The sequence below is a fragment of the Chryseobacterium sp. JUb7 genome (assembly GCF_024806495.1).
Lineage (GTDB): Bacteria > Bacteroidota > Bacteroidia > Flavobacteriales > Weeksellaceae > Chryseobacterium.
In genome coordinates, this window is the sequence record NZ_JANUFF010000005.1 from 183,808 (window position 1) to 210,089 (window position 26,282).

Below are 26,282 nucleotides of genomic sequence, written 5' to 3' on the forward strand. Positions count from 1 at the left end.
ATCATCTTCATTCATATAAATTATTTTGTACACCAGCTCACCGATTTATCGGTGAGTTTTTTATCTTTAATCCTATGAAAAAAAGTTTAATTATATTTTTCGGATTTTTAGTTTTCACCCTCCTTATCCACTGTAAAGACAAAACAATACATCTGGGAAAAGAGGTTTTTTATACTTGTGAGGAAAATATTTCCTACGGTAAGGATCCCGAACAGGTTTTAGACTTGTATATTCCAAAGAAGAAATCTAAGAAAAAACAGGATATTTTCCTTATTATTCATGGTGGTGGCTGGCGAGGCGGTAAAAAATCTCAGCTTACTTATTTCACGCTATCGTTAATGCAGAAATTCCCCAACACTATTTTTGCCAACATGAATTACAGATTAGCATCCACATCCCGTTTTGCGCTTCCCAACCAGACAGATGACATCAATAATGCCATGCTTTTTTTAGAAAAAAAACTGAATCTCAAGCCAAAATTTATATTGCTGGGCAATAGCGCAGGAGGACATTTATCTATGTTTTATGCTTATCAATCGGATCGGCAGAAGAAAGTAAAAGCTGTAATTAATATTGTAGGACCTGCAGATTTATCAGATCCGGGATTTAAAAATTATGATGACTACAGTTTCCTTGAACAACATCTTATTGATCCTAAAATCGTTCAGACTCATTTATCGTTAATGACTTTCGGAAGCCCTACCCACTGGATTAATGCAACCTCAGCTCCTACCCTTTCATATTACGGGACTTTGGATCATGTAGTTCCTGATTCACAAAGAGCAATACTGGATTCAGTCTTAAAAAAGAACAATGTATATCATGAATCCTATGAGTTCAGTGGTGACCACGTAGGCTGGGAAAAAGAACCTTATGCAGGTATTCTGATTGAGAAAATTGATGGATTTTTGAAAAATATAGACCAAAAATAAACGCTTTGAAAATTTCAAAGCGTTTTATTATACAGGAGTATGGATATCATTTAGTATCCTAACCTTTTTTTAATTTCCAGACCGGTAACATTCAGAGTGGTAACGCATTTTTCAAATTTTGCGGTGCTAGTCAGATCCCAGAATGGAAGCAGAACAATAATCGAAACATCCGTTTTAGGATCATAAGTCATTAAAGATAAATACCCTTCTGTAGCTCCATTATGTCCATATCCGATTCCTGCGAAATTAGAACATCCTAAAGCATATTGAGAGGTCGTAGCCGGGCCTTTGCTCGTACGCATCAGCTCTGCACTTGAAGCATATAAGACATTTTCCCCTTTCATCAGCGTTCTGATATAATCTGTAAGCGTAATCATATTCCCAATTCCATTTCCTTCTGCTATATGTGCACTTGCATTTTTCTTATCCGTGATTTCATTATGATCATTATACCTGATTAATCCTTTTACATAAGGAGCAGGCAACTGCGTATCAGTAGCGAGTTCAGGAAATTTAATATTCAACGGCTTTTTTGATGATGGTCCTACGACATGATCATACATATAATCACCATATGTTTTCGTAGAATTTGTTCTCTGTGAATAAATCCTTGCAATGATCTCTCCCAAAATAGAAAACCCGGTGTTCGAATAATGATATACAGTATTAGGAGCTCCGTAGGTAAGATGGTGATCAGTCAGAAGTTTTACATATTCTCCCGTAGTAAACTGATGATCCGGAGAAGTTTCCAGCATGTGATCTGTATAAGTTTCACCTCCTACATTATATTGTGTGATATCATTGCTTAAATCATAAATTCCTGCGTTATGCTGCAAAATCTGGCGAATGGTAATTTGATTTTTATTAGGAAAGTTCCAGTCTGCCACATCAGGAGTATACGGAACCGTTGTTCCGGGAATATTAGCTGTAATTTTATCATCAAGACTCAGCCAGCCATCCTGCATCATTTTTAAAATAGCTGCAGAAGTGAAATTTTTGGTATTGCTTGCAAAACGGAAATAAGTATTAGGGGTTACTGCAGAACCGTTTGTTCCTGTAACAGTACTGAAATAAGTTCCTTTCGGAGATACGGCATAAACACTTAGCGAAGGAACATCTGTACTCAGATCTCTTTGTAAGTTTTCGTGAATATTTTTCACAGCCGCATCCAGCTCTACCTGATAGTTTTTTTCATCATCGTTATCACTACATCCCCATAAAACAGCAAGGAACAATGACAACGAAAAGAATTTAAGTTTTTTCATAGTTTATATTATTAATTTTATTTCTTAAAGCAAATTTCGACTTTTTTTACAAATATTTCAACTGGCAGAGAATATCTGTTGGAATATTTATTCTGATAAAAATAATAAATGAATATTTAAAACAAAACCCTTAGAATTTCTAAGGGTTTTTAAAGGGTACTGTTTAAGTTTATTCAGCTTTAAAGATTTCTGTTTTTTCCGAAACTCCATTCGCATTGAAGGCTTCGATCTGGAAATAATAAGGATCCGTTCTGTCGGCTCCTGTGAAGAAATATTCATTTTTACCATACACCATAATGCTTCCGTATAATTTATCCGGAGATTTCCCCCAACAGATTACATAACCGTCTGCATCGGAGTTCTGCTGCCACTTCATCCAGATACTTCTTCTTTCACCATATTTTTTAGCATCAGCTCTTAACGGAACAAAATTCTGAACTTTTGGAGGAACTGCTCCGGCTCCTTTTCCAAATACTCTGAATCCGCTTAATGCAAATTTCCCTGTTGGCATTTTTAAGTTTTCCATTTTCAGGAATCTCGCTTTGGCCGGTTTTTCAAGCTCTACATAATCATGAGGAACATCTTTTGTATTTTTACTTTTATCAACAATAACATTCCATTTTTTGCCATCGTTTGAGCCGTAAATTTTATACTGATGCATTTTACCCAAAGTCTTGCCCATAAATTCGACATCCTGATCCGAATAGTTGATCTGAATAGCGTTAATAGTGGAAACTTCGCCTAAATCTGTCTGAAACCATTCTCCTGAGTTTCCTGTTTTTGCACTCCAGTATGTTTTAATATCCTCATCCACCGCCAGATTGGGTTGATATCCTCCCAATGTTGATGAAACCTGAACCGGTTTATTATAATTCAACAACATCCAGCCTGCGAATAAACCCTTAGAAAAATCCTTTCCCTGAGCATATTGAGGAAGAAATGTAGGATAATCACCATAAGCCGTATTTGTATACATTACATCATCTTTATCGAATCCTGCAGGCCAGATTCCCAATCTTCTTTCAAAATTGTTTTTCGTTGAAATAAAAATCGTTGAAACATGCCACCAGTTTTTATAATTGTCTTCAAAAGTTGCTCCATGTCCGGCACCTCTTGCAAAACCTCCCGGCTTATACGAAAACGGATTGTGCTGTTGATATTCAAAACCTTCCAAAGGATTATTACTTACATATACGCCATCAGAATATCCACTGAATTCTGTTGCCGGAGCCCCGTACTGCATATAATATTTTCCGTTGTGCTTCGTCATCCAGGCTCCTTCTACGAAAGGCTGCAGGAAAACATTGTCATTATATTCTCCAAACCTTTCCCATCCGTGATCTTCAGGTTTTAATCTTAAAATAGGCTTTACAAAACCTTCAGACTGTAATGTTTTCACTTTCACTTCCGTTCCCAATAGAGGCCATTCGTTGCTCGATCCCCAATAGAGATATAATTTGTTTTTATCTTCATCATAATGAAAAGCAGGATCCCAGGCTCCCACTTTCAGGGTATCAACGGCGATATGCCAGTCGTCTTTTGTAGGATTGGTGCTTTTCCAGATCGGAAAATCCTGCTCCCAGGTTGAACCGAAAACATACAAAGTATCTTTCATCGCCCATACAGCGGGTGCATTCAGGTCATGCTGATATTTATTGTCTCTCAGAAATTTCCTTTTCACAAACTTCCAGTCCAGCATATCGTCACTGTACCAGTATCCTTCCTGATTGGTTGAAAAAAGGAATAATTTGTTCTGAAAATTAACGATTACGGGATCTGCTGTCGCACGATGTTTTCCCTGACTGGAAAAATTCTTAAACGGAGTATATCCGTAATCGATATTAATAGGGTTACAAAATGTCTTTTGCTGAGCATTTAAAGACATCGCCATCAAAATGACGAATAAAAAAAAGTACTTCTGCATCTTCATATTTTTTACTTTAAAGGCAAATTTACTTAAGTTTTTTCGGTTTTTTCCAAATAAAACCATCTAATAAATAATGTGTTAATTGAGGCACAACCAACAATGGGATCAAAAATTGAAACCATTTTTCCAAAACATCAATATTCAACGAAAAATGTTCGTTCCAAACTAATATTTCCCATAAAAATTCCTCAAAAAAAGCAAAACAAAGAATGACTGCAATAAATAAAAAAATACCAAAAGTTGATTTAAAAACTGAAAGATGACTGAGCTCCGCAGATTTTTTCTGCTTAATTTCTCTGATATAAATCAAAGCTACATAAGGAATTCCGTGTGAAATAACGTTGAGGAAAGTAAAAACAAGATCATTATTAAAATATACAATTCCGAAATACCAGGAAAGATAAGTTCCGCTGATTAAAGCAATTTTAGGAAGGTTAAACTGTTTCGTCGTAACAACTTCAAAAACCGTTTTAGCCACCCAGACGAATAAAATAATGAAGTACAAAACAGAAATAAAGTTTCTGTAATCGGGTATATTCTGCAACCAGTTAAACTCATTTTCAACAAACCAGGTAAATGCACGTGGCGTTTTAAACCAATACAGCATCGGATACAGAGTCGCCGAATAAACCGCAATTTCATCGATCCTTTTTTTCCATGTATCAGGTTCAAATCTGGCATAAATTCTCATAAAACCATACTGCTGTCTGATAAAATGAAAAACGGCTATCAGAGCCAGAACCGACCAGAAAGTTAAGCTTCCGAACTGATAGAGAAGCAGTCCCAAAATCCAGCTTAAAGCAGGAATTCCATAGTATAATAATTTTCTTTTCTGAACTTCCTCTCTGATAAAATATGTTTTAAATAGGGTTGAATAAACATGCGCAACATCTACAAAAACAATCAGAAATAACCAGGTGTAAAATGAGTAATGCCTTTCCAGTTCATGAATCTGATCCTGGAAAAGAAAAACTACCACTAAAATCAAAAAAGGTGGTGACAAAATAAACCAACCATCTGTTTTTGCATTATGTATCCAAGGTTGTTTCATTTTTTTATTTTAAGACTCATTGTTTGTTTAAAATCTATGAGGTTTAATCATTTGTATTTAGTTGACCATTTCTTTTGCTGCCCTGATCCCCTGATAAAAAGCTTCTTCAAAAATTGAAATCCCTGAGAGATCCGAATGGGCAAAGAAAATCTTCCCATCTATCGGTTGTTTGGCTTCTGAATTTCCAAAAACCTGATTTGGAACAGGAGCAATCATAGCATGCCCTATCTTATGAAACTGCATATCCAGAATAAAATCTTCAATCAGAGGATGTGCTTTTTTCAGATCATCCAACACTATTTTTTTCAGTTGATTTTCCTGTAAAGCATATAAATCTTTTCTGGCTTTTTTACAGTTGGCTGTTGAAAAACTTTTGTAATAAGTAATTACTTTTTCACCCATAATCTGCTCTACATTCTGATGCTGATCATAAATATACCCCAATCCGTCAGAACCATAGATCACATTATCCCAAGCCAGCTCTTCATCTCCTCCGAATTCATTTTTCAAGGTGATAGTCGTTAAAAGCCACGGAACATAATTAAAATTTCCCGTTCTTTTTTTATTTAAAATTCTTTCATTGACAAATTGTGGGGTGGCAAACAAAACCTTGTCCGCCACAATTTTCTTTGTTTTTTTCTGAATATTATCAAAACTTAAAACCTCAACCTTCTCTGTAATTTTAGTTTCAAAAACTAAATGTCCCGTTAAAGATTTTCCTTCAATATATCTTGAAAAATGACTTGCCAATCGTGCATTTCCTTCCGGCCATGTGAAAACCTGATCTTTATATTTTTTGCTCCAATTGTTTTTTCTGCCTGCAAAATAGTGGATTCCAGCCCAGGCCGAAACATACTTAATTCCCAAACCGTAATCATCCCGGCAGGAATAGTCCAGTAACCAAAGAAGCTCTTCCGATGTAAAATTATGCTGGCTCAACCAATCTTTAAAAACTATTTTATCTAACTGCTGTGCTTCATCTTCTTTACTTGAATCTCCAACAGGAATCGCAAAGTAATACCTTCCCGAAGAATCTTTCCGGTCTCTAAAACCATCCATCATGCTGAAAAAACGCTCGAATTCTTTCTGAGACTGTTTGGATATTCCTTTTTGAGGAACGACATCATTTTGCCAGGCATTCTTAAAAAACAAACGCTCCTGCTGTGGGAAAGTCATTTGATATTCATCTAAAATAGGCTCTCCGTTATCATCATCACCCTGATAAATTTTGGACTCTTTAAGAAAGTCGATGATTTCTTCATTTTCCTTACTAGGTAATGGTAAATAATGTGCCCCCAAAGGAAATTTCGAAAATTTATTTTGTCCGTTTGATGAATTTCCTCCCGTATGATTTTCCATTTCCAACAGCTGATAATCAGATTCGTTATGCTGACTCAAAAACCGACATGCAGAAAGCCCGGAAATTCCTCCGCCTACAATCAGAAATTTTGTATGAATCTCTTCTGTGGGTTTAGGGAAATCTTTAGCCCAAAGCCTATGCCCGAGAACATGATTGGTTCCGGTAATTTTCAGCAACCATGACTTTCCCTTTTTTTCACAATACTGCAAAAAAGGAAGCATCACACTGCCCCAAAAGATTGTTTTAAGAAAATCTTTTCTACTGTACTTTCCCCCACTCTTCATCGAAATAACGTACTAGAATTTGATTATCCAGCCTGTTGACCTCTATATCTTTCGTTTTCATGTCTTTTGTAAAATAGGACAGTTGTGAAAAATTGTAGTCATAAAACTTTAAGTCCGGAATTTTTCTATAAATTTTATTGTTGATAGGTTCAAAAGAAGCCATTGAAAACCCCCATTCACCAAAAGAAGGAACATACGTGTGATAGGCTGCAGTAAATGGAAAAATCTGATTAATCGTTTTCTCGATACACCAGAAAGATTTCGGGGCAAAATATGGAGAAGTCGTCTGAACCACAATTTTTGTATCAGTCGTGGTCAGCCGTTCCAATTCTTTGTAAAACTGTAAAGAATATAATTTCCCCAAACTGTAATTGGAAGGGTCAGGAAAATCGATGATGATAATACCAAATTTCTTTTTATTCTCTTTAACCCAAATGTAAGCATCTTTATTGATCACTTTAACTTTCGGATTGGATAATGAACTTTGATTGAGTTCACGCATAGTTTGATTGGTTTTGAAGAAATTGGTCATTTCTCCATCTAAATCTACCAGAGTAATGTTTTTTACATCTTTATACTTTAAAACTTCACGCACTGCGAAACCATCTCCACCACCCAGAATTAAAACCTGATCAATATTTTTTGCCATCGACATTGCCGGATGTACCAAGGCTTCATGATAACGATACTCATCCGTAGAAGAAAACTGTAAGTTATTATTCAGATATAACCTGAACTCGCGGTTATTTCTTGTTAAAACAATTCTCTGATAGGGTGAGCTTTTGGTATATACTACATTCTCACCGTATAATTTTTCTTCTGAAAATGATAAAATTTTATCTGAAAAAATAAAAAGAGCTAACAGAAAAACAAATGCCCCAATTGCTTTTATCTTTAATACAATAGGCTTTGACAATTCTTTTCTAAGATAAAAACACAGAAATATGGCAATTGAAATATTAATTAATCCAAAAAACAACGGTGTTTTGACAATTCCAAGATTAGGAATCAGCACCAGCGGAAAAAGTATAGATGCCAGCAATGCCCCGATATAGTCGAAAGCAAAAACATTGGATACTAAATCTTTAAACTGAACTTTATCTTTAAGAATATTCATCAGAAGCGGGATTTCTACTCCTACCAAGCAGCCTGTAAAAAAGACAAAAAGATATAAAACAGCCTCAAAATGCGCTAGTGTATTGAATAGAATAAATAAAACAACCGAACTTATCCCTCCGACAATCCCGACAAGAATCTCTATTTCTACGAATTTGTCTATTAAATTTCCTTTGATAAATTTCGCAAAGTAAGATCCCACCCCCATTGAAAAGAGATAGACTCCGATGATGAATGAAAACTGTTTTACAGAATCTCCCAAAAGATAGCTTGCCAGGGCTCCGGCCACCAATTCGTAAATCAGTCCGCAGGTAGCGATGACGAATACTGAAAAAAGCAGTAAAAGTTCAAGAGGAATCCTCTTTTTATCCATGAATTGCGGCGCTTATAATGATTGAAATCCCGATAATAAAAGCTCCAAAAATAATGGCAAGTGCCACATTCTTATTTTGGGCAATCTCATGCCATGTTTTTTCCGGTGTCAATTTTTCTATGATTACATAGCAAACCAACAATATGGCAATTCCTAAAAATGAATAAAGAATTGAATTGAATACCGGTAATAAATTTATCTGGTCCATAGTTTATATTTTTATTTGTGATAGTATCGATAATAGCCAACTCCTCCAGAAGAATGGCGTCTGGTGGTTCCGTCTCTGTAGGTTTCTGTTTTTGCACAGTCGCATACCTGATTTCCCGCATAGGTAAGATATACGAACCAGCTGAGAAACATCCCTCCCATGAGGCACAGAAACCAGTTTTGCTTTATATAATCCGCTAATTTTGCCATAACTTATGATTGAGGATAAGGTGAATTTGAGCTGTTTTTCCATTTTGAGACATTGAAGAAATATCTTCCCCAATAGCAAATAATAAAGAAAACGATCATCAGAACTAAAATAAATCCGAAATTCCAGAAAGATACCGGAAGCCAGGTTGCTTTAATTTCTACAGAATTGCTTTCTGTTGCAGGTTCTTCTGTTTTTATCTGAGCAGCCAACACGTTTATATTCAACAACGAATCTAAATTTTTTCCGGCAGTAGATTTCCTGACTAATTTTCCTATTTCAGATTCGTCCTCTTCCAGTGTTTTAAGATTTCCAAAAGTGACGGACTCCATTGTTCCGTTGATCACAACATTGATCATTCCTGATGATTCTTTGGTGATATTGACCAATCCATCAGGCGTAATATATGTTGAAGCCGGAACTGTTTCCATAATCTCCTGTCTTTCAGCAGAAATTGCAAAATGGTAGGTTCCTGAAGAAACTCCGCAAAGATTGAACTCCTCTGTTTTGTTACCTTCCGACCAGCTTTCGCCACCTTCCACTCCATGATATTCTTCGATGTCTTTTGAGGTATACACCGCTTCGTTTGTTTTTTCATTCACAAGACTTAGCTGAACATTGGCCCAAGAGTTATCAACCCCTGAAAAGACCTTCACTTTCAAAGGTGCAGAGCCCCCTGACAAGGTAAAGCTTTTGCTCACCATTTCTTTGTTCTTGACGTCTTCGAATTTTATTTTCTGTTCAAAAACAGAATAATTTGTTCTTGTAGTATATACATAAAACTGCAGCAGACAAATCATAAGCGCTGCAATGCAGAGAATATTAATTGCCTGTTTGATGTTCACATAATAGGGCTGTACGATACCAATCCCGGAATAATTGGGAAGGTTGGGAATTTTAAACGCGTTTTTAACTTTATATTTTGAAATATGTCTTCCGAAAAAACATTCATTGTGTTTTCCTGATTGCTCCTGAGAAATCATTTGAGTCCCATTCACATATTCTTTATAAGTAGCAATTCCGAAATTTAAATGATCATCAAAAAAACCTGCAGCAGCATAAATATTACATTGTGTCGTTTCATACCATCGATAATTTAAGGTATGCAGCTCTGCAACTTTACCATTGGATTTTTTCTTAATATCTTCTTCGTGGATCGAGTGAAGGAAAACCCAGTGCCCGTCACTTTCACTTAGAAAAGCATCATTTCCCTTATAATCTTTCAGATAATATTCTCTCCAAAAGATATGGGTGCCGTATTTCCGAATGATTATTCCTGTTACCGTATATTCAACTTCAGCGATGATCCCTTTTTGTCCGATTTCCAGCACTACATTTTCTATCGGTTTTTTTACAACTTTTGTAGAGGTATTTTTATCAACGTCGATAAGATTTGAGCACGATTTACAGACATATTCTTCAATATGAAAAGTCGCATCAATCTTATTTTCAGTTTTACAGAGGGGACAGGTGTAATGCATTTTTATCTAAAGATTTTGTGTTTCTGAATGGTTTTAGCCTTAAAATATCCAATCACCTCATCTGCAATCTGTTCTACTTTTCCGGTATTGTCCTGAGTATAATTACACAGAAAAACATCAAAAGTAAGTTGCTTGAATTCCGGCCACGTATGAATACACAGGTGAGATTCTTTGAGACAGACTGCCGATGTAAAACTTTCGTTCTCAAAAGTATGGCTGGTAACCCCTACAATTTCCACCTCTTTTGTTTCCAGCATTTTTTCTGTAAAGCTTAAAAAACTTTTGCTGTCTAATAACAAATCTTCTGACTCCGTTTCCAAAGTCAGAAGAATATGTAAACCTTTGCTCGATAATGGTTTCAATTAAATATTTTTCGCAAATATATTATTTTTTCGGCAAGAAAACCTCAGCCAGCATACAACGGGCACTTCCACCACCATTCACTTCAATTGTATTTAAATCTGAATAGATGATCTCACAGTATTTTTCAATTGAGGAAACCTGATTTTCATTTAAAGACTTATAAGCCGTTTCGCTCATCACAAGAAATTTTTCACCTTCTTTGTTTTGTACCTGAAGCATATTTCCTGCGAATTGCTGCATCTGATCCTCAGAAATTTCTACGATCTCTTTTCCTGAATTCTTTATGGTTTCAATTACCTTGCTTCTTTCCAGCTCGTCATCAATACAGTCTAAACAGATCACCACAAACTTATCCGCAACACACATCATTACATTCGTATGATAAATCGGAAGTCTCTCTGAGCCCACCGTCTGAAATGAATGGAAAACGACAGGAGTAAATCCATATTTTTCACAAAACTCTCTGAATAATTTTTCATCCAGTCGTAAAGAAACCGAACCGTACGCTATTTTATTATCATGATCAAAAATCATACTTCCCGTTCCCTCCAGAAAATGCCCCTGAATCTCTGGCAAAGACCAATCATCAATTTCAGCAACTTCAAATCCCTGATTTTTGACTGTTTCAATAATATCCTCTCTTCTTTCCACTCTCCTGTTGGATGCGAACATCGGATACAACACTACTTTTCCATCGTTGTGAAAACTTACCCAGTTATTAGGAAAAATAGAATCCGGTGTGTGCGGATCCAGCGTATCTTTAATCGTAATAACATTAATTCCTTTACTTCTCAGTTTTTCAACAAATGCTTTAAATTCAGACAGTGCTTTGAATTGAATATCAAAACCTTTCTGCTCGACCTGAAAATAATTGTTTTTTGCTGTTTCTTCGTTGAAGCCAAATGCAATTGGCTCTATCATTAATACGGTATCTGTTGTTTGCATTTTTTTTATTTATTCTGGTGTACTAAAAATATTTAAAATTATTGAGAAATCATCTGCTATTTCTCTGAATTTACGGGAATAGGTTTTGTCATCATTTGTTGTAATTTCTACTTGATAATCTTCCCTGCAACTGTATTCTTTCAAAAATTTATAAAAACTTTGAGGCAGCGAAAGGTTGGTTCCAAAATAGCCATTACTGTTGGCAGGAACTTCGGAAGTCATTTCATTGTAGGTGATTTCAAATTCATTCTTAAGAAAACCTGTGGATTCTAGATGATCTTCAATCCGAAAATTGATTGCCTTCGAAAAGACAACAGATGGAGAATATATATCATGCATGGCTACAAAAGAATATCTTTTGTTATAAACCGGACTTCCTCCGCATCCACCTATTTTAATGACTTCTTTCTTAAATTTCTTTTTATTCCTAATAAGTTTCTGACCTACAAAATCGTAATATTTTTTTGCAGGATATTCGGTTTTTATTTTTCCGTTTTTTAAAGTAGATCTTATTTCCCATAATACATAATGGTCGTCATTAGCATTATAATAAATATATTTTTTCTTTTTAAAATTACCGGATCCATAGAAGTATTCATCATATAAAGTTCCCGAAAACTCTATTTTTTTATGCATTATTTTGCCTGACTCATATGTTTCGGTATATACGGAATCCCGCTTATTAACAATAATATCCCTGTCTTTATCTCTTATAAAATTATAGGAGTATTGCTTATCACCATAGGTATACACCGAATCTGTCTCAAAGCCATGATCATTGATACTTTTTCTGACCTTAGCGCCATTAAAATATCTTCTGTAATAGCCTTTTTCATACACATCTTCATTGAAGTTCAGCAATGAATCTTTCTGATTAAATACAAAGCGCTTCTTAACTTGAGTATAATTTCCGTCTTTAGTATTTATAAAATGGTCTTCATAATCGATACTTGCAGGGTTTTTATTATCGGGTCTCAAATTTCTTATCACATGAATGCCTTCTCCATGCGGAATATTGTTTCTCTGTTCTTTTTCAACCGACTCGATCATTCCATTCTTAAAATAAGAAATCCTATATTCTATTTTTCGGGAAACAATACGTACAAGTCTGTCTTCTGAGTCATAGCTTAGAAGTACATTTCCATTATTGTTTTGTACAAAAATTTCATTCTCATGCAGTATTTCTATCTGATTGATAATAATGCCATCGTTTCTTTTAAGAACAGCTTTCTTAACATTATTTTTTTTGTAGGATGCCATATTCCCTGAAAGAATCTCTTTCCAGTTTAAGGCCTGAGCATCGATCTTTAAGATCATGAACAGAAATAATAATATGGCGTAAAATTTTCTCAAATCAGAAATATATAACTGTTTACAGGACCATATTCAATCCTGAATAAAAATCTGTTAATCCGTAATAACTTAGGGTGAGAAAAACAGTATCAATCAATCCGTGAACAATTATATTAATCCAGATATTTTTAAATTTTAAGTAGATCAATCCAAAAGCCAGTCCGAATAAAAATGTCATCATCAATCCTGAAATTCCCTGATATAAATGAGGTAAAGAAAACATAACCGCACTTAATACAACCAGTAGAATTTTCTTCCCGCCAAAAACTTTTTTAAGTTGTGAAAAAGCAAATCCTCTGAAAAGCAGTTCTTCTCCAATTGCTGCACTGATCCACATATTGAAAAGCCACTTAAAGTACATCCCCGGATTGCCTTCAATAACCTTAAATGTAGAATAGTCTGCGGGTTCATTGAATATTTTGCTGACTAACGGCTGGAAAATAAAATCCATTGAAAGTTCAAAAATCAGATAACAGATCAATATAATTTTTACTTCAGGGCCTCCAATTTTCTTAAAGTTTAAATTTTTAAGATTTCCTTCCTGCAAATACGTGAATAAAAGAATCACTGCAGTAATCACACAAAAAGTATATGGAAATTTGGTAAGTGGGTTGTAAATTAACGAAAACGTTATTGCCAAAAGCAACAACGCCATCCATTTATTATTCAGTAAAGTCTTTAAATTACCCATTATTAATTGATCATTCTCTTACCAAAGGCATCGTTGAGCACCTCAACAATCCGCCCATTTTGGAAATCTCTCTGTAAGGGATCTCTTCTACAGTCATTCCCCACTCGTTTCTGAGATGACTGTTCATTCTTGTAAATGCTTTATCTGACACTACAATTTCCGGTGATATTGAGAAAATATTAGGGAACATCTCAAACATTTCTTCTGCTGTAACGTGGAAACAGTTTTCTTCACCAAAAATATCGATAATCAGGCGGTAATCGCTTTCGTCAACAAATCCATCTTTGTAAATGATACATTTATCTTTTCCAATCGGATTAAAGGTACAATCTAAATGGAGGATCCCTTCGTATGGGATTTTGTCATTTTTCTTTAATTCAAGATCGATAATTCTTTTTTTAGGAAAATATTCTTTAAGGATTTCGATCGCGTATTCGTTGGTTCTTGCTGTTTTATAGCTTCTGTAATCTTCACTGAAACATGTTCCGATAAACAGAAAATCATCCCAGACAATAACGTCTCCTCCTTCAATATGTGCTGTTTCCGGAAGATTAATAATTTTTCGCCATGCCACTTTTTCAAAAACCTTTTTATAAGCCTCCTGCTCGTCTGCTCTGTCTGCAATTACGTTTGATATAATCATTTTATCATCTATGACAAAAGCAACATCTCTTGCAAAAACCTGGTTGTAGTCTTTTATAATACTTGGACGGAGAACTTCTACGTCATATTTTTTTAAAACGGCTTCGAAAGCATTCATTTCATTAATGATATCCACTTCTTTTGGATAGATATTGTGCTCAATGGAATAATATGATTTGGCATCATAACTTTCTTCAAGGGTAGGAGTTCCTCCTATAGAATTGGGCTGGCCTAAAACCACGGATTTTAGCCTCCCCGTTTCATTTTTAATGTTTAGTTTCATAAAGATTTATGCAATGATACAAATATAAGTAAAGGTCTCTAGTTGGGAAACTTTTAAGTTATTTAATAGAAAGACTGCAATTTTCTACTGCAAAAATCAATATGTTTAGTTTTTTACTTAAACTTTCAGACCCAAAATCATAATATATTTCTGGCAATACATTTATTCAGAGATATTTTATTATAATCAATTGATAATTATTCAGTTAAAATTAAAAATAATTAACATATAAAAATAAATTCATATATTAGTGATATAATTTTTGTAAAAATTAAACTTAACTATTAACTATCAAATCACAACATCATGAACAAGAAAAACCCAGTGCTGAAACACGCACAAAAATTAGGAAGAGAAGAGCAAAAAACAATCAAAGGAGGTATTGGAACGGTTAACAGACGCTGCTGCGAATGGGACGACTCCGGAAAATGTTTTATCTGGACTTGCGACAGATGCCAATGCCCTTAATAATCAACAAAACCTGCTTTTATAGGCAGGTTTTATTTTTAGTGATAATTATTCTTTATTCTATTTTACATATACATCGGCTTTTCCCTGTGCGCCCCAAACCGGAACAACAGATGTATTGCGCTCATCTTCTCTGTGAGCCATTAAATCAAATGTATAAACTCCCGGCGGAAGATTATTAATGGTATATGCTACCGGAGCATTCCATCTTGGTCCTTCATTTACATCAAATGCATTTGCCCAGCCGCTCATCATTATACTGCTGATTTGCGTAGGTGTATTAGTACCTAGCTGTTGTTGCACAGCATATCTCAAACTACCTTGTGATGGTCCTGTAGCTGCTTTAAGAGCATGACCCCATACATCCCATCTCAGAACAATTTTATTCTGGGAATATCCTGTTGGTACTGTAACAGTTAAAGTCGTGCTGTTAATTTTTTCATATCCCCCACTCGATGTAGTGACAAGAGTAAGATTCTGAAGCGAGTTAATACTTGAGCTCAGTGAGGTATCGGCTAATAACCAACTATTATTAGCGATGGTTGTCAGCATTCTTCTCCATACCACACCATCAAAATAATAGTAACCATCTCCATTTACGTTGATTGTCTGCCCTGTAAGTGTAGCCGAAGCATCAGTAATGTAAACGATTGCACCGGTTTGCGCAGTGGTATAAGTTTTAGCGGATAGTTGGCTTCCTAACAATCGAGGAGCAATTATCCCTTCAAGCGATTGTGGGTTATTTGCATTTTTTACCTGCACATCAAATGTTGAAGCAGGAGATTGCGTATTAAGACCAATTTGTGCAAAAGAAAAAGTACTTGATGCCAAAGTGATAAGCGAAACTATTCGCATATCAACAAATAATTTTTTAACCATGTATGTAAATTTATGTTTATGCAAATGTATAAAAAAACAATACAATCAATAAAAAATTAGTAAAAAATTAAATTAAAATCAAAATATATAATAATTTTTATACAAATAAAATAAATTAATAATAACCATAATTATGATTTAAAGAAATTCACTTAATCATATTAATAATATTAGCACTAATTATTTAACCATATAAAATTATCCTTTTTAACAAAAAACCCCCAAAGAAAACTTTGGGGGTTAATTTATCATAAATGATGATTATCTGTTTAGCATATCGATATAGTCTCTCTGCTGAGCTCCTTGGTATACCTGTCTTGGTCTTCCGATAGGATCTCCTTTCAGTCTCATTTCTTTCCACTGAGCAATCCATCCCGGAAGTCTTCCTAAAGCAAACATTACAGTAAACATTTCTGTAGGAATTCCTAACGCTCTGTAGATAATTCCTGAATAGAAATCTACGTTTGGATATAATTTTCTTTCGATGAAATAGTCATCTTCCAACGCTACTTTTTCTAACTGCATTGCGATATCAAGCGCTTTGTCCTGAATACCTAATGCTGCCAATAAATCGTCTGCCGCTTTTTTGATGATTTTTGCTCTTGGGTCGAAGTTTTTGTAAACTCTGTGTCCGAATCCCATTAGACGGAAGCTATCGTTTTTGTCTTTAGCTTTAGCAACATATTTAGATACATCACCACCATCTTTTTCGATTAATTCAAGCATTTCAATTACAGCTTGGTTTGCTCCTCCGTGAAGAGGTCCCCAAAGTGCAGAAATACCTGCAGAAACAGAAGCAAAAAGTCCTGTGTGAGCTGAACCTACCATTCTTACTGTAGAAGTAGAACAGTTTTGCTCGTGATCAGCATGAAGAATTAATAATTTATCTAAAGCATCAGTAATTACCGGATTGATTTCGAAATCTTCGTTTGGTAATCTGAAAGCCATTTTGTAGAAATTTTCTACGTAATTTAGATTGTTGTCTCCGTGGTTCAATGGAAGACCTAATGTTTTTCTGTACGTCCAAGCGGCAAGGTGAGCAAATTTAGCAATAAGCAATTCTGCAGCAAGATCCATCTCTTCTTTTGAGTTTACGTTAACCGCTTTCGGGTTGAAGGCAGTTAAAGCAGAAGTTAAAGTAGATAAAACTCCCATTGGGTGAGCAGAACGAGGGAAAGCATCGATGATTTTTTTCATCTCCTCTGCTACGAAATTATATTTTTTAATGTTACCGTTGAAGGTATTGAATTGGTCTTGAGTTGGTAATTCACCGTGTAATAAAAGGTACATTACTTCTGTGAAGTTTGACTTCTCTGCAATCTGCTCGATTGGATAGCCTCTGTAGAATAATTCTCCTTTGTCTCCGTCTAAGTAAGTGATGTCGCTAAGTGTAGCTCCGGTGTTTTTGTAACCTAAATCTAAAGTGATTAAACCTGTTTGGTCTCTTAATTTTGAAATATCGATCCCTCTGTCTCCGATAGTACTATCCACTATAGGATATTCATACGAATTACCTGCGTAATTCAATATTACTTTGTTGTCTGACATTATTTATTTTTTTTCTAAATATACTACTTATTACAAAATACGGCAAACTAAAAATTCGCTTGCCGTTATTTATAAATTCAATTAATTATCTTTTGATTTTAAAAGCTTCCAACCCTGGAAAAATCGCAGTTTCACCTAAAGCTTCTTCGATTCTCAACAACTGGTTGTACTTCGCCATTCTGTCTGATCTTGAAGCAGAACCTGTTTTGATCTGACCGCAGTTCATTGCTACTGCAAGATCGGCAATTGTAGAGTCCTCAGTTTCTCCCGATCTGTGAGACATTACCGATGTAAATTTGTTGTGCTGAGCCATTTGTACAGCTGCCATTGTTTCAGAAAGAGAACCGATTTGGTTTACTTTTACAAGGATTGAATTTGCAATACCTTCTTTTACTCCTCTTGACAATCTTTCAACATTTGTAACGAATAAATCATCACCTACCAACTGTACTCTGTCTCCGATTTTATCCGTTAACATTTTCCAGCCTTCCCAGTCATTTTCCTGCATACCGTCCTCGATAGAGATAATCGGATATTTATTAGCCAATTCAGCTAAATAAGAAACCTGCTCGCTGCTTGTAAACTGAGCAGCATCCGGAGTCTGGAATTTTCTGTAATCGTAAACTCCATCCTTGTAGAATTCTGAAGCAGCACAGTCTAATGCGATCATTACATCGTCACCAGGCTTGTAACCTGCTTTTTCGATAGCCTGAAGCAAAGTATCCAAAGCATCTTCAGTTCCTTTGAAAGTCGGTGCAAAACCACCTTCGTCACCTACAGCAGTAGAAAGACCTCTTGAATGAAGAATAGCTTTTAGGTTATGGAAAATTTCAGTTCCTTTTCTCAATGCATGAGAGAAAGAATCTGCTTTTACAGGCATTACCATAAACTCCTGAAACGCGATAGGTGCATCTGAGTGAGAACCACCGTTGATAACGTTCATCATCGGAACAGGAAGTGTATTAGCATTTACACCACCTACGTATTTGTATAAAGGTAATTTCAATTCGTTTGCAGCAGCTTTTGCAGCAGCTAAAGAAACTCCAAGGATTGCATTTGCTCCTAAGCTTCCTTTGTTGTTTGTTCCGTCAAGATCAATCATAATCTGATCGATCAGATTTTGGTCAAAAACAGGAAGTCCCACCAATTCAGGTGCAATTACTTCTCTTACATTTTCAACAGCTTTAAGAACTCCTTTCCCCATATATTCTGAACCACCATCGCGCAATTCAACTGCTTCATGCTCTCCTGTAGACGCTCCTGAAGGTACCGCAGCACGACCCATCGCACCACTCTCCGTGAATACATCTACTTCAACTGTAGGATTCCCTCTTGAATCTAAAATTTGTCTCGCTTCTATGTAAGAAATGTAACTCATTGTTCTTTTTTTTATAGTTCAGACAAATTTAATCAATTTTAAACTTTTAAAAGTATCAAACGGTCAATTTATACGTTTATCCTGAGTTAAATTTTAGTTAATTTTACGATATAAATATCTTATCTTAAAAAAATAAACCAGAATAATAAATTAATATGAAAGCCTCATGAGGGATTTTTGTTTGTTGGTAAGGTTCCAACTAATTCCTACAAACCATCCTAGTTTGTAACTTTCTGAAATGTATCCTTCTGGTGAAGAACTTAAAGAAGTATTTAAAGTAAAACCATTAGTAAGTTGTGAAACTTTTCTTAGAGCAGGACCTGCTGTAAATATAATTTTATCTGTTTTACCAACAAGCAAACTTATTCCTGGAAATAATGAGTTTAATTGTAATTTTGTCATATCCATAGAAACTCCTAAAGTAACACCAAATGCAAAATTGTTTGAGGATCTCCAACTTGAATGCAACATTCCTGCAATTGTTGGGATATATTCATTATTCGTTGTCTGTATAATTTTATACCCGTTATTATCTTGAACAATATCAAACTCCTGTTGTTTATTTCCAATATCAAAAACTGTTCCTATACTAAAGTCGAATCTGACACCTCCTTTAAGATATTCTTTATACTTAAAGGTTTTACCTCTATCAATTACATATTTATCATCACTTATTTTTGTCTTGCTAACCATTGTAATATCAAATTGTAAATAATCCTCAAATCCCTGAATTGGTACGGATGTATAAGTATATGAATTTTTTGTACTGAGGATTCTGTCGAGGCTTTCAACATAATTAAGTTTTTTTCTAATATTCAAATCTGCAACTATTTTTGACAAATCTGTAATATCCTTTATAATGTCATTAATATCATTATTAAGATCAGTTATAAGATTTTCCCCACCAGGTAATTCGGATAATTTTTCTTTGATTCTGTATAAGTCGATATCATTAAGTTTTATGAGTAATTCTGCTTTTTCTTTATCAAATAGGGTTATTTCTGCATAGAAATCATTCAATTTTTCCAAATCTATAATTACTGAATTTTCAAGACGTTCTTTATTTCTGATTTTCATATATTCGCCATATGTAAGCTCAGATGTATACACTTTATCTATATAATTGTTATAACATCCATTTATTCTTGAGATATTTTCTGCTGAAAGATAAAGCTGTCTATATTTTGATTTAATATCGGACAAATAGTTTATAATCAAATCTTTTACAGTTCTATCTTTGCTTTTCAGGTCCGTTAATTTGGCATTCAAATCATTTTTCAGACTTTCATAATTAATTATAGAGAGATTAATGACATTAAGATCTTTTTTGTTATCATTCAATTTATTTTCCAATTCTGTCCTTCTTAAAATTTTTTCATTAATAATCTCTCTAGCCTCATTATTATCTGCTTTTATAATACTTAAATCTTTATATAAATCTTCAAATGATTTCATTTGTTTTAACCTTGATTCCAAAGAACTAATTTGTTTCTCTTTCCCATCTCTTTCCCTCTTTTTTTCATCTATAATATTATTATTTTTACCAATCTCATTCTCTATATAAGTGATTTTCATAGACATATCTACTTTACCTTCAAGTTTAGTTGTATTTTGAGATTTATCAATCTCTTTTTCAATTTTTGAGGAAGACGTGAATCCTTTAGCTTCTCCTAATTCTGGTGTTTCACTTTTCTTTGGAGGTTCAGGAGTTTCGTCAAAAAGAGTTTTATCTTTTATTGCTATATCTTGCGGAGTTATTTCTACTTTATAAAATAAATTATTTATATTCCTGATTTCTAATACAGTAGGTCTTCCGTGATATGGTTTAATATTAGCCGTATCAAATCTCCCTTTTGAAAAATCATATTTTATGATCTGTGGTTCCCTAGTCTTACATGATAATAGAAATGCGCTTATTATCACAAAAAAAAATTTAGTTTTCATGGCTATTAGCTTTTAAGTTTTATAACTCAAAGTTCCGTCTAATAAAAAACACTGTCAATTACACAAACGGGTGATTCTGTTAAACAAAAAAACAGCACCATAAAAAATGATGCTGTTTTAATTTTTAAGCTTAAAAACTTTTTACAATTCTATTCTAAAAAACAGGTGGGTCCCGTTGTCAATAATCACTTCACAATGTCCGTTATGTTCCTGCATTCTTCGTTTCATATTTCGGAGCCCGTTTCCTTCAGGACTTTTGTGATCTATTCCAATACCGTTATCAGAGATTTTCATCATAAACTCTTTGTCTTTTCGGATAAACGAAAGTTCTAGTTGATTGGATTGACTGTGTTTGTAAGCATTATTCAACGCTTCTTTCAGGCATAGAAATAAATTTCTTCTCTGCTCTGTAGTAATTGTGGTTTCAGAAATTATATTTCCTTCGATAATATTGAGTTGAATTTTTGTTTTTTTAAGAAAGTTATGAGCATACATTTTTGAATAATCTATAAAACTTCCCAAGGTATCATTTCCGGAATTCAGACTCCACAGCATTTCTCTCATGGATAGATTCATTTCTTCTGAGGTTTGCAGGAGCTCATCAATGTCGTTTTTTAATTCATCATCTTCAGCGCGTTGTTTTAGAAACTCTGCCTGAAGTTTTAAAGCCGAAATTCCTGCTCCGAGATCATCATGCATGTCGTGGGAAATTCGCTCTCTTTCTTTTTCTATTGATTTTTGTTTTTCAAGTTCTTTCTGGAGAAGTTGATTTTGATGTTCAGATTCTTTGAGTTGTTTTTCTTTTAAGAAGAGAAGTTGTTTTCTGTTATACATTAAAACGACAAAAATGATGAATCCCACAAAAAACATCATTATTACAATGGCAATAAGGTAAGCCAGTTTTATTTCATCCTGAATATGTGTCATTTTAATTGTCTTTCATATTTCATCATGGATATAAACAACATAAGGTACATTAAAATATTAATCACGTTTTGAAAAGTACGTAAAAGATATAAAAACTCTTTATCATGAACATCAAGAAAAAACATTGGAACAACTCTAAAAATAAAAAAGCAACTCCACAACAGTAAACCCGTAGAAATCCAAAAATACGGATCATCTGTAATTTTATATTCATCAAAAGACCTTATTTTATGAGAGAACCAAAGTAATGAAACACTTATGTAATATAAAGAAATCAATATCCCAATGGAGATATCAAAATCTGATTTATAAAAATCCGTAAAGCAAAAATAAAATATAACTATACCAAAAAAAATTACCCTTAATACTTTTATATTTTTTTCTTTGAAGCTATTAAGATATAAAACATAAAAGAGTAGAATGCTAAGGAGACTATAAAAATTATACAAAACTCCATCAGCACTTCCTCCATTAAAAATAGATAGGGTATATGAATATAATTCTAAAGATGCCGTACAAATTATGTATACACTCAAAAAGTTTCGGGCTACAAAACCATTCTGAAAAATTAACACAATCGATTTTATAGCCAGAAACAATAGTAATGAATAATAAATTGCTTCAATGACAGCAGATATCATGGTCTAAGTCCTCCCATATCATAATATCCGTCATCTGTTGTAAAAACTAGTGTCATCTGTTTTTCACGTCCCTGGAAATGTTCTCTGTATTGATTTTCATCCAGTACATTACAAAGATTATGATCTGAAATTATTTTCATTACATTACTGATTTGGCAAAGATGAATTGTATATTTTTCATAAGGATCTGTTGCTAAAGTATGCTTTAAATCCTCAATGTGATAATGAATCGTACGTGTATTTTCTTTCCTAAAATACCTGTTTAGAACCATATGACCGTTACACTGGAATTTACTTCGAAAAGCTTCCAATTCTTCATCTGAAATTTTTAGTGCCTCAAGAGAAAGATTAGGATTTGCATTAACTAAAAGGTAGTTATTTTCATCAATGGTTCTTTCATTTATTGCTTGTAAGGAAGCTACCATGTAAATCATTCCCCTTTGAGAGTGCGGTGTAACTTGTAATCTTTGATCATTTGGATCGATTTCTACAAAAGTAAACGTTAAATATGTTGCCTGAATATTATCCATTATTTCACAAATCTCATTCAAATATGAGTAGCTCACTTCATAAAGTCCTCCATCATTGAAATTAATATTTTGACTTTCTATAAAGGGAAGAACTCCAATCCTTGCATTATCAAAAAAACTCTCTGCAATAATTTTATGAATAGGTATTAACGGTTTTACCTTAAATAAGTTCTCAAGTTTATTCCCAATTCTTCCATTTTGGTAAGTCATTACTTTATTAATAACTTCCGACATTGTTTCGTTTAAGTTTTCCATGGTTTTTAGTTTTTAAAATGGTTAAATTTATTAATAGCCTCCACTTTATTATTGACGTGGAGTTTTCTATAGATATTTCCAACGTGTTTCTTTACGGTATCAATGCTGATAAATTTTTTGTCCGCGATTTCTTTATACAAAAGACCCTGAGATAAAAGCTCGAGAATTTCTTTTTCGCGCTCGGTTAATTCATCAATCCCTTTTACATCGATATTTTTCTTTTCAAAATGACTGAGAACCTTTCGAGCAATAGAAAAACTCATGGGAGCTCCTCCATTGTATACATCGCGAATGGACGAGAGAATTTTATCCATGCTTTCCCCTTTAATGAGATAACCCATAGCTCCAGCTTTTAGAGAGTTGAAAATCTTATCATCATCTTCAAAACTAGTGCACATGATGAACTGTGTTTTCGGCATCTCTTTTCTCAACTTTTCGATGATTTCGATACCCAATACATCCTGTAACTGAATATCCATCATGACGACATCCGGAGAAATTTCGGCAAGATTTTGAAGGGCCTCATTTCCATCAAAAAACTGAGCAACCACCTTCATGTCATTTTGATAATTAATGACTTTTTTCAAGGCGTTGTTATAGTTTTTTTCGTCTTCTACTATGGCTATGGAAATGCTCATGTTCTTTTTGTTTGAGACAAATTTCGACAGAAAACAAACCAGAATCAATTACCCCTTTGTGTAATTTTAAAGTTTTGAGTCCGTGGTTATGCTTAGTTTTTAATTTTATTAAATTTAACTAATATTTCATTTTAAAAACACCTTTTTTGATAATAATTTTCAATTAATTTTAATTAACATTAAGATAATGATAATTAAAACGTATTAAAACATCATTACTTTACTAATTGATCCAAAATCGGATGATCAATACTGTTTATTGTAAAATTGGTGTTGTCATTGATCTGTTCAAAAATCTGAATGGTATTTTTTCCTTTTTTAAGCCAAACTCCGGGAATATATAAAGTCAGCTGAGGCCCCACTTTACTCCAGTATCGTCCGATATTTCTTCCATTAATAAAAACAACTCCTTTTCCAAATTTCCGCATATCAAGGAATGTATCTCCTGTTTCTCCGAGAAAAAATTCTCCTTCACAGATCATTGGAGTTCTGGTCGCAATATCTTTTGGTTTATAATTATGTTTCGGAAATTGGTTGAAAGGCAGTGGATACATTTTCCAGTTTCCTGAAATTTCGTTTCCATTAATGCGCACAGGGCTGATAATTCCTTTCAGATTATTTACAATCTCAGCACCATAGTTGATTCTGCCCATATTTTCAACCAAAATATCCAGTGTTTCTCCTGCCTTTATATTAATTTTAAGATCATATTTTTTATAATATCTGTTCATTTCGCCCACCCAACGGCCATTAATATAAAGATGAGCATAATCTCTCAATCCTTTTATTTCAATTTTTCCGTTTTGAGCTTTATCAAATTTTCTTCTGTAAAGAACATAGCCATTTCCAATATTTAAATCCTCAAATGTTAATGGCAGATTATTGATAACCGGTTTTTGTAAATCGATATAATCAAACAGATCCGCATTTTTTGAAAGCTTAATTTCAGGAATTGTAATGATTTTTACAGGCTGGGGCACATCCGGAAGATTTTGGGCATTTATTTTCTGAAAGACATTTCTCAAAGCATTATATTTTGGTGTCGCCCATCCCGCCTCACTTATCGGAGCATCGTAATCATAGCTGGTAAGGTCCGGTTGAATATCATGATCTTTATCGTAGTTGGCCCCACTGGTAAACCCAAAATTTGTTCCTCCATGAACCATATAGTAATTAAATGATACCCCATTTTTTATGTACAATTCTGTTTGCTTTACAACGTCTTCAGTAGAAACTTTAGGGAATGGCTCTGCCCAATGGTCAAGCCACCCCGGATAATATTCTGCTACCATATAAGGACCTTTACCACCGTTGTATTCATTAACATTTTTTTTAAGAACATCAATATCACTCTCGCCATTGGCAGTAGGTAAAGCCCCCTCAATAGAACCTCCTTTAAACAGAGAACTTCCATCCGAAGTAAAAAACGGAACTGTAATTCCCGATCTCACTAAAAAGTCTTTTATCTTATGGCTATATTTTTTATGCTGTTCCAAAGGAATATCCTTCCGTTGGGCTACATAAGATCCAAACTCATTTTCTGCCTGAACCATAATAACAGGACCTCCATTATTAATCTGCAGCGGAACAATTTGTTTAGCTAATTCATTTATATATTTTTCGCATTGTAGCAAAAAAGCCTTGTTGTCTGTTCGTATTTCAAGGTTTTTATCTTTCTGCAACCACCATGGATAGCCTCCAAATTCCCATTCCGCACACACATAAGGCCCCGGACGAATAATAACATACAGTCCCACTTCCTGAGCTGTTTTAATAAATTTCTTTAAATCCTTTTCTCCCGAAAAGTTCCATTTGCCGGGAGACTCTTCGTGATAATTCCAGAATACATAAGTTGTCACTGTATTTAATCCCATCGCTTTCATCATCTGCAACCGATGTTTCCAGTATTCCATAGGAACTCGGGGATAATGAAGTTCACCCGAATGAATGACAAAAGATTTCCCATTTAATAAAAATTCTCCATTTTTGATTTCAAAATTTCTTTTTTGAGAAAAGATTGAATTTATTGATAAAAAGAAAAGAATTACGTAGAAATATTTGCTAAAATTTTTCATATTTGTGAGGCATGATTTTTGTAAAAATAAAGAATAAAAATCAAGCTTAATATCAAACGAAAAGAATCATGAAAAAAAGTCTAATAGTACTGAATGCAATCCTTGTATTATCGGTAATCAGCTGTAAAAAATCAACTGAAGGTGGAAATAAAAGCATCATCAAAACTGACTCTTCTGAGACAATGGTAGTTGATAACAATGGAAAAATTGATTCATCATCAGTATATTCATCAACGACTGATATCAATGGTAAAAAAACCGTAAAAACTGATTTTGTTTACAAGGCTACTGACGGAACATTGGTAAAGGTTGTTTTCTCCAATACACCAAAAGAAAATACGGTTGCCATTACAAGCAATAAGAAGACTTTCACACTGGAAAAAACGGAAACAAACGGAGGGGAAACCGTTTATAAAAAAGATGATATGACGGCAAGAGTGAAAGGCGACAGTCTTCATCTTGAACAGGGTAACAATGTGATTGAACTGAAAAGAACCAAAATCTAAACTTATAAGGTT

General features: G+C 34.2%; 24 protein-coding genes. 3 read left to right on the forward strand and 21 right to left on the reverse strand.

Annotated elements, in window-relative coordinates; genetic code table 11:
* Window positions 1–74 precede the first annotated feature (74 nt).
* A complete protein-coding gene (locus M2373_RS11620) occupies window positions 75–932 on the forward strand; it encodes an alpha/beta hydrolase (RefSeq protein ID WP_259110777.1) in 858 nt (285 codons plus the stop codon).
* A gap of 50 nt (window positions 933–982) precedes the next feature.
* Here M2373_RS11620 and M2373_RS11625 read toward each other — a convergent pair whose 3' ends face one another.
* The 13 genes from M2373_RS11625 to M2373_RS11685 all read right to left on the reverse strand — a co-directional run bounded on the left by M2373_RS11625 (window position 983) and on the right by M2373_RS11685 (window position 14,481).
* Window positions 983–2,197, reverse strand: coding sequence for a serine hydrolase (locus tag M2373_RS11625; RefSeq protein WP_259110781.1), 1,215 nt, complete (start codon window positions 2,195–2,197; stop codon window positions 983–985).
* Window positions 2,198–2,366: 169 nt separating this feature from the next.
* Window positions 2,367–4,121 (reverse strand): discoidin domain-containing protein, encoded by a 1,755-nt coding sequence (locus M2373_RS11630; protein ID WP_259110784.1) that lies wholly within the window; start codon window positions 4,119–4,121, stop codon window positions 2,367–2,369.
* Between the two features lie 28 nt (window positions 4,122–4,149).
* Complete coding sequence (locus M2373_RS11635; protein ID WP_259110787.1) at window positions 4,150–5,175, reverse strand: hypothetical protein; 1,026 nt, start codon at window positions 5,173–5,175, stop codon at window positions 4,150–4,152.
* 57 nt (window positions 5,176–5,232) lie between these two features.
* Window positions 5,233–6,819 carry an NAD(P)/FAD-dependent oxidoreductase gene (locus M2373_RS11640; RefSeq protein ID WP_259110790.1) on the reverse strand — a complete coding sequence of 529 codons (1,587 nt, stop codon included), beginning with the start codon at window positions 6,817–6,819 and terminating at the stop codon, window positions 5,233–5,235.
* On the reverse strand, window positions 6,794–8,308 hold the full coding sequence (locus M2373_RS11645; protein WP_259110793.1) for a polyamine aminopropyltransferase: 1,515 nt from the start codon (window positions 8,306–8,308) through the stop codon (window positions 6,794–6,796). Before M2373_RS11645 ends, M2373_RS11640 begins: the two co-directional genes overlap by 26 nt.
* Window positions 8,301–8,516 carry a DUF350 domain-containing protein gene (locus M2373_RS11650; RefSeq protein WP_259110795.1) on the reverse strand — a complete coding sequence of 72 codons (216 nt, stop codon included), beginning with the start codon at window positions 8,514–8,516 and terminating at the stop codon, window positions 8,301–8,303. The genes M2373_RS11645 and M2373_RS11650 overlap by 8 nt, the downstream gene beginning before the upstream one ends.
* A gap of 11 nt (window positions 8,517–8,527) precedes the next feature.
* On the reverse strand, window positions 8,528–8,725 hold the full coding sequence (locus M2373_RS11655) for a hypothetical protein (protein WP_259110798.1): 198 nt from the start codon (window positions 8,723–8,725) through the stop codon (window positions 8,528–8,530).
* 3 nt (window positions 8,726–8,728) lie between these two features.
* Complete coding sequence (locus M2373_RS11660) at window positions 8,729–10,204, reverse strand: DUF4178 domain-containing protein (protein ID WP_259110801.1); 1,476 nt, start codon at window positions 10,202–10,204, stop codon at window positions 8,729–8,731.
* A 2-nt stretch (window positions 10,205–10,206) separates the two neighbouring features.
* Window positions 10,207–10,566 (reverse strand): S-adenosylmethionine decarboxylase family protein, encoded by a 360-nt coding sequence (locus tag M2373_RS11665; protein ID WP_259110804.1) that lies wholly within the window; start codon window positions 10,564–10,566, stop codon window positions 10,207–10,209.
* Between the two features lie 22 nt (window positions 10,567–10,588).
* Entirely contained in the window at window positions 10,589–11,512 is a 924-nt protein-coding gene (ctlX, locus tag M2373_RS11670; protein ID WP_259110808.1) for a citrulline utilization hydrolase CtlX, read from the reverse strand.
* A 9-nt stretch (window positions 11,513–11,521) separates the two neighbouring features.
* On the reverse strand, window positions 11,522–12,829 hold the full coding sequence (locus tag M2373_RS11675; protein WP_259110811.1) for a hypothetical protein: 1,308 nt from the start codon (window positions 12,827–12,829) through the stop codon (window positions 11,522–11,524).
* Window positions 12,830–12,884: 55 nt separating this feature from the next.
* A complete protein-coding gene (locus tag M2373_RS11680; protein WP_259110813.1) occupies window positions 12,885–13,556 on the reverse strand; it encodes a CPBP family intramembrane glutamic endopeptidase in 672 nt (223 codons plus the stop codon).
* Between the two features lie 10 nt (window positions 13,557–13,566).
* Window positions 13,567–14,481 (reverse strand): dimethylarginine dimethylaminohydrolase family protein, encoded by a 915-nt coding sequence (locus M2373_RS11685; protein ID WP_259110815.1) that lies wholly within the window; start codon window positions 14,479–14,481, stop codon window positions 13,567–13,569.
* Window positions 14,482–14,787: 306 nt separating this feature from the next.
* Here M2373_RS11685 and M2373_RS11690 point away from each other — a divergent pair, with 306 nt between their 5' ends.
* A complete protein-coding gene (locus M2373_RS11690) occupies window positions 14,788–14,949 on the forward strand; it encodes a hypothetical protein (RefSeq protein ID WP_259110817.1) in 162 nt (53 codons plus the stop codon).
* A 60-nt stretch (window positions 14,950–15,009) separates the two neighbouring features.
* Here the strand turns inward: M2373_RS11690 and M2373_RS11695 are convergent, their stop codons facing one another.
* The 8 genes from M2373_RS11695 to M2373_RS11730 all read right to left on the reverse strand — a co-directional run bounded on the left by M2373_RS11695 (window position 15,010) and on the right by M2373_RS11730 (window position 25,764).
* Window positions 15,010–15,828 carry a hypothetical protein gene (locus M2373_RS11695; RefSeq protein ID WP_259110819.1) on the reverse strand — a complete coding sequence of 273 codons (819 nt, stop codon included), beginning with the start codon at window positions 15,826–15,828 and terminating at the stop codon, window positions 15,010–15,012.
* Window positions 15,829–16,089: 261 nt separating this feature from the next.
* A complete protein-coding gene (locus M2373_RS11700; protein WP_259110821.1) occupies window positions 16,090–17,376 on the reverse strand; it encodes a citrate synthase in 1,287 nt (428 codons plus the stop codon).
* Between the two features lie 85 nt (window positions 17,377–17,461).
* Window positions 17,462–18,754, reverse strand: coding sequence for a phosphopyruvate hydratase (gene eno / locus M2373_RS11705; RefSeq protein ID WP_259110823.1), 1,293 nt, complete (start codon window positions 18,752–18,754; stop codon window positions 17,462–17,464).
* A 150-nt stretch (window positions 18,755–18,904) separates the two neighbouring features.
* Window positions 18,905–20,698, reverse strand: a complete 1,794-nt coding sequence (locus M2373_RS11710; protein WP_259110825.1) for a hypothetical protein — start codon at window positions 20,696–20,698, stop codon at window positions 18,905–18,907.
* Between the two features lie 141 nt (window positions 20,699–20,839).
* Window positions 20,840–21,625: a sensor histidine kinase gene (locus M2373_RS11715; protein WP_259110828.1), complete on the reverse strand. Its 786-nt coding sequence runs from the start codon at window positions 21,623–21,625 to the stop codon at window positions 20,840–20,842.
* Between the two features lie 637 nt (window positions 21,626–22,262).
* Window positions 22,263–23,051: a hypothetical protein gene (locus tag M2373_RS11720; protein WP_259110831.1), complete on the reverse strand. Its 789-nt coding sequence runs from the start codon at window positions 23,049–23,051 to the stop codon at window positions 22,263–22,265.
* 5 nt (window positions 23,052–23,056) lie between these two features.
* Window positions 23,057–23,689: a response regulator transcription factor gene (locus tag M2373_RS11725; protein ID WP_259110833.1), complete on the reverse strand. Its 633-nt coding sequence runs from the start codon at window positions 23,687–23,689 to the stop codon at window positions 23,057–23,059.
* Between the two features lie 215 nt (window positions 23,690–23,904).
* Window positions 23,905–25,764 (reverse strand): beta-galactosidase, encoded by a 1,860-nt coding sequence (locus tag M2373_RS11730; RefSeq protein ID WP_259110836.1) that lies wholly within the window; start codon window positions 25,762–25,764, stop codon window positions 23,905–23,907.
* Between the two features lie 68 nt (window positions 25,765–25,832).
* Here M2373_RS11730 and M2373_RS11735 point away from each other — a divergent pair, with 68 nt between their 5' ends.
* Window positions 25,833–26,270, forward strand: coding sequence for a hypothetical protein (locus M2373_RS11735; RefSeq protein ID WP_259110839.1), 438 nt, complete (start codon window positions 25,833–25,835; stop codon window positions 26,268–26,270).
* Window positions 26,271–26,282: the final 12 nt, after the last annotated feature.

Excerpts from the sequence above, each read along its gene's own strand:
- M2373_RS11700 (WP_259110821.1), bottom strand. The coding sequence starts at position 17,376 with ATGTCAGACAACAAAGTAATATTGAATTACGCAGGTAATTCGTATGAA.
- M2373_RS11620 (WP_259110777.1), top strand. The coding sequence starts at position 75 with ATGAAAAAAAGTTTAATTATATTTTTCGGATTTTTAGTTTTCACCCTC.
- M2373_RS11650 (WP_259110795.1), bottom strand. The coding sequence starts at position 8,516 with ATGGACCAGATAAATTTATTACCGGTATTCAATTCAATTCTTTATTCA.
- M2373_RS11735 (WP_259110839.1), top strand. The coding sequence starts at position 25,833 with ATGAAAAAAAGTCTAATAGTACTGAATGCAATCCTTGTATTATCGGTA.
- M2373_RS11720 (WP_259110831.1), bottom strand. The coding sequence starts at position 23,051 with ATGGAAAACTTAAACGAAACAATGTCGGAAGTTATTAATAAAGTAATG.
- M2373_RS11630 (WP_259110784.1), bottom strand. The coding sequence starts at position 4,121 with ATGCAGAAGTACTTTTTTTTATTCGTCATTTTGATGGCGATGTCTTTA.
- M2373_RS11660 (WP_259110801.1), bottom strand. The coding sequence starts at position 10,204 with ATGCATTACACCTGTCCCCTCTGTAAAACTGAAAATAAGATTGATGCG.
- M2373_RS11725 (WP_259110833.1), bottom strand. The coding sequence starts at position 23,689 with ATGAGCATTTCCATAGCCATAGTAGAAGACGAAAAAAACTATAACAAC.
- M2373_RS11680 (WP_259110813.1), bottom strand. The coding sequence starts at position 13,556 with ATGGGTAATTTAAAGACTTTACTGAATAATAAATGGATGGCGTTGTTG.
- M2373_RS11655 (WP_259110798.1), bottom strand. The coding sequence starts at position 8,725 with ATGGCAAAATTAGCGGATTATATAAAGCAAAACTGGTTTCTGTGCCTC.
- M2373_RS11635 (WP_259110787.1), bottom strand. The coding sequence starts at position 5,175 with ATGAAACAACCTTGGATACATAATGCAAAAACAGATGGTTGGTTTATT.
- ctlX (WP_259110808.1), bottom strand. The coding sequence starts at position 11,512 with ATGCAAACAACAGATACCGTATTAATGATAGAGCCAATTGCATTTGGC.
- M2373_RS11695 (WP_259110819.1), bottom strand. The coding sequence starts at position 15,828 with ATGGTTAAAAAATTATTTGTTGATATGCGAATAGTTTCGCTTATCACT.
- M2373_RS11640 (WP_259110790.1), bottom strand. The coding sequence starts at position 6,819 with ATGAAGAGTGGGGGAAAGTACAGTAGAAAAGATTTTCTTAAAACAATC.
- M2373_RS11645 (WP_259110793.1), bottom strand. The coding sequence starts at position 8,308 with ATGGATAAAAAGAGGATTCCTCTTGAACTTTTACTGCTTTTTTCAGTA.
- eno (WP_259110823.1), bottom strand. The coding sequence starts at position 18,754 with ATGAGTTACATTTCTTACATAGAAGCGAGACAAATTTTAGATTCAAGA.
- M2373_RS11685 (WP_259110815.1), bottom strand. The coding sequence starts at position 14,481 with ATGAAACTAAACATTAAAAATGAAACGGGGAGGCTAAAATCCGTGGTT.
- M2373_RS11710 (WP_259110825.1), bottom strand. The coding sequence starts at position 20,698 with ATGAAAACTAAATTTTTTTTTGTGATAATAAGCGCATTTCTATTATCA.
- M2373_RS11625 (WP_259110781.1), bottom strand. The coding sequence starts at position 2,197 with ATGAAAAAACTTAAATTCTTTTCGTTGTCATTGTTCCTTGCTGTTTTA.
- M2373_RS11715 (WP_259110828.1), bottom strand. The coding sequence starts at position 21,625 with ATGACACATATTCAGGATGAAATAAAACTGGCTTACCTTATTGCCATT.
- M2373_RS11690 (WP_259110817.1), top strand. The coding sequence starts at position 14,788 with ATGAACAAGAAAAACCCAGTGCTGAAACACGCACAAAAATTAGGAAGA.
- M2373_RS11730 (WP_259110836.1), bottom strand. The coding sequence starts at position 25,764 with ATGAAAAATTTTAGCAAATATTTCTACGTAATTCTTTTCTTTTTATCA.
- M2373_RS11675 (WP_259110811.1), bottom strand. The coding sequence starts at position 12,829 with ATGATCTTAAAGATCGATGCTCAGGCCTTAAACTGGAAAGAGATTCTT.